The 3,596-nt window shown below is 62.2% G+C and carries 3 protein-coding genes and 1 pseudogene; 3 read left to right on the forward strand and 1 reads right to left on the reverse strand.

What is annotated here, in order from left to right; all coding sequences use genetic code 11:
• Nucleotides 1–201 precede the first annotated feature (201 nt).
• Complete coding sequence (locus E5W70_RS30105) at nucleotides 202–507, reverse strand: hypothetical protein (protein ID WP_023677305.1); 306 nt, start codon at nucleotides 505–507, stop codon at nucleotides 202–204.
• A 236-nt stretch (nucleotides 508–743) separates the two neighbouring features.
• Here E5W70_RS30105 and E5W70_RS30110 point away from each other — a divergent pair, with 236 nt between their 5' ends.
• From E5W70_RS30110 to E5W70_RS30125, 3 genes and pseudogenes are all read left to right on the forward strand, one after another.
• The gene (locus tag E5W70_RS30110; protein WP_292664921.1) at nucleotides 744–2,036 is read left to right on the forward strand and encodes an Nramp family divalent metal transporter; all 1,293 of its coding nucleotides are present in this window, start codon (nucleotides 744–746) and stop codon (nucleotides 2,034–2,036) included.
• A gap of 737 nt (nucleotides 2,037–2,773) precedes the next feature.
• Nucleotides 2,774–3,331, forward strand: a complete 558-nt coding sequence (msuE, locus tag E5W70_RS30120) for an FMN reductase (RefSeq protein ID WP_292664923.1) — start codon at nucleotides 2,774–2,776, stop codon at nucleotides 3,329–3,331.
• Nucleotides 3,332–3,383: 52 nt separating this feature from the next.
• Nucleotides 3,384–3,596, forward strand: a pseudogene (locus tag E5W70_RS30125) (nitrilotriacetate monooxygenase); the annotation flags it as partial.

Below are 3,596 nucleotides of genomic sequence, written 5' to 3' on the forward strand. Positions count from 1 at the left end.
ATGTCCTCGCACACCTGTTCGCGATGTCCCCGGTCCAAACAGGGGGGAGATCGGCAGCTTCAATAGCCGCGCCCTTCTTGCAGCGTCGGAGATTAGCGAAGGCCGCGATAAGGGCCATCTCCCCCCTCGAGGGGGAGATGGCCGGCAGGCCAGAGGGGGGTGCAGTCCCGCCAGCGATCAAAACTACCCTTCCCGCTAGCCTCATATCCCCGAGCCATCCACCAGCGGCACATCTTCCCCTTCCCAGGGGCTCGGCATCGATCCCTTGCTGAGATTGGCCGACGGCAGCGGCATCCAGCACTTCAGTTCGGGTTCGGCATATTCGACGATGCGTCCTGGAGACGAATCGGAAGCGCGCCAGCCTTCGCTGCCGAACTGATCGGCGCGGGCCCAGTAAGCCATGTCGACCTCGGCCGGACCCTGTTCGGAAGGCCGAACCGTGACAAGGATTCTGCTGCCGTCCCTTGGCGCGCTCGACATGTGGCGCCACTGACCGGGCTCGTCCATTGCATTTCCTCCTGCGATCTTCGCCTCGCACGGATAGTCGCTTCGCGTTCGAAAGCGGTCAACCCGAACTTTTTTGCCTGAGGCAAAACCCCTGGCCCGTCGTCGCGGAACAAGTCATGGCGCGCCGGGTTTGGGCAAGTTGTTGAAGGAAGCAAAATGAGACCAGCGCCCCGACCGATCCTTAGCATTGTTGCATGGCGGGCCGCGCCTTTCGTTCGCAACCCGGTCCGGTCGCAATGAGGCAGGCCGGTTCCAATCGTTCCATCCCACCGAAGGAGGGCAAAGGCGGCATAGGCCGAGCGCTCGGCCTCGGCCTGATAACAGGGGCGGCCGACGACGATTGCTCCGCGATAGGCACCTACGCCAGTGCCGGCGCCCGCTTCGGACCCGACCTGCTTTGGACGGCTCCGGTGACGTTGCCGATGATGTATGTGGTCGTCTACCTGTCGTCGAAGCTCGGCCAGGTATCCGGGCGCGGATTGTTCCACGTCATCAAGGACTTCTATCCACGGTGGCTGCTTTGGTCCGTGCTTTTGGGGGTGCTCATTGGAAACACCATTGAGGCCGCGGCGGACCTTGGTGGAATGGCGGCCGCGATCAACATGTTCGTACCGCTTCCCATTCCGCTGATCGTGCTGTTCGTCGCTGCCCTCATCTTCGCCCTCCAGGTCTTCGGCTCCTATACTTTGATCCGTAACATCTTTCGCTGGCTGGCGCTGGCGCTGCTCGCCTATGTCGGTGCCGCTATTCTGGCCAAGCCGGACGCCGCGGCAGTACTGCGCGGAACGCTGCTTCCCAGGATCGAATTCAACCGTGAGTTCCTGTCGATCCTGGTCGCCATCATCGGTACGACGCTGTCCGCCTATCTCTACACGTGGCAGTCCAATGAGGAGGTCGAGGAGGAGATTGCCCAGGGGCGAACGACGCTCAGCGAAAGGAAGGGCGCCACCGACAGCGAACTCCGTCGCTCTCGCCGAGACATCCTCATCGGCATGATGTTTTCAAATCTCATCATGTATTTTATCATCCTGTCGACGGGTGCTACGCTCTACAAGGCGGGCCACCACGATATCGACACGGCAGCGCAAGCGGCGGAGGCGCTGCGACCGCTCGCCGGCCAGGCCGCAAGCGTCCTGTTCGCAGCAGGCGTGATCGGCGTCGGTTTCCTCGCGGTTCCTGTCATGACCACCGGCGCTGCCTACGACGTGGCACAAGCCATCGGCTGGAAAAACAGCCTGCACGCCCGGGCTCGAGAGGCGCCCAAATTTTATCTCGCTATCGGATTTTTTACGGCGATCGCCGCTGGCCTGAACTTTCTCGGCTTCAATCCGATGAAAGCGCTGGTGTGGTCCGGCATCGTTCAAGGCTTCTCCACGCCGCCCTTGCTGCTGCTCATCATGCTGATGACGAACAGCCGCAGGATCATGGGCGACCAGGTGAACAGCCGAAGCACCAACATACTCGGTTGGGCAACGACCGCCGCCATCTTCTCGGCGACGATCGGCCTGGTGGCAACCTGGTTCATGTGATCAGGCGGAAGCAAAGGGACGCCGACGGTTGGATTACCCGTTCCCGCTTGCGGATTGTCCCAGCTTTGCCGGTCTTGGAAATTCCACAACGTCGCCCGTGGGCCGCTTGTATTGCGCCGCGACTATTGCATCGATCAGGAGATCCAGTGCCGCACGAGCCGTGCGGCTCGTCTCGTCCTCGCCGCTCAAATAATGGCAGGCTCGTTCGAGGTGGAGGTGTGCGGCGGCAAAGTCGCTTGTCATAGGCTTCTCCTTGTTGCCCGCCGGCCGGCAAGATGACCGCCTCGATTTACCCAAAAGCAAATATCCACAGCCGGATTTGAATCAAATTGGCCTGACTCACTGCATGCCGCGGAGCCACTCCAGCACCTTGGCCTGTGCCTCGCCCGCTTCCTCTCCCAGGACCGCCAGCCCGTCCAGGATTGTGGCATCGGGACATAGTTCCTCGACGTCGCGCCGGGAGCGCCGAGGGCGACTTGCCTGATATGTCCAGCCGGCTGTTCATGCGCTCTGTCCGACGCGCTGCGCTATCGCGGCTGAAGGCGCTGTGGCGGATCTTTCAGCGCGCTATGCCGCGTTGAATGAACCAATTGCTGGCCATGTGCCGCAAACTCAGTCCCCTCACCGCCCTGCTTTTGAAATTCTATCGCTCTTTTAATTCTACAAACTCTCTAGACTTAACATAGATCGCTAAACCCAAGATCTTAAAAAATTGAGCGCTTGAGAGGGAGCCAGGAATGTCGAAGAAGCTCGTTGTAGGGCTGTCGGGCAACTTGACCCGGCCATCGAAGACCAAGGCGTTCGTCAGCCACATTGTCGGGCAGGCCGCGGAAAGCATCGGCGCGGCCTCGGCCGTCTTCGACATCGAGGATCTTGGCGCGTCCCTACCGCAGGCAAGGCGCCTCGGCGACCTCGACCCGGCGGCGCGCAACATCGTCGAACGGCTGCTAGGCGCCGACATCCTGGTGGCCGGCTCGCCGACTTTCAAAGGCAGCTATACCGGGCTTTTCAAGCATTTCTTCGACCTGCTCGATCCGTCGTCGCTGAGGGGCAAGCCCGTCATCCTCGCCGCGACCGGCGGCGGCGAGCGCCATTCGCTGATCGTCGAGCACCAGTTGCGGCCGCTGTTCGGCTTCTTCGAGGCGCTGACCGTGCCGACCGCGATCTACGCCTCCGACAAGGATTTTGCCAATGGTGTGCTGGTGTCGGAAGCCATCCACGCCCGCGCCCGGCAGGCGGTCGCCGAGGCATGCCGAGTAACCGGAGTGCCCTATCGCGTCGGCCTTGCCGCCTGAACGCACCACTGACCCGAGACCCCCTTTCCGATCCATCCAGGAGCACGCCGCGATGACCCGATCCAGGCAAATCAAACTGGGCGCTTTCCTGCCCGGCGGCGGACAGCATATCGCCGCCTGGCGCCACCCCGAGGCGCCGGCCGACGGCGCCACCAATTTCGAGTTCCACAAGCAGCTTGCCCTGACCGCCGAGCGCGGCCTGTTCGACGCGTATTTCCTCGCCGACAATCTGACGGTCGGCCTCGGCGCCCGCGAAGGCGGCAAC

This window comes from Mesorhizobium sp., assembly GCF_005063415.1.
Classification (GTDB): domain Bacteria; phylum Pseudomonadota; class Alphaproteobacteria; order Rhizobiales; family Rhizobiaceae; genus Mesorhizobium.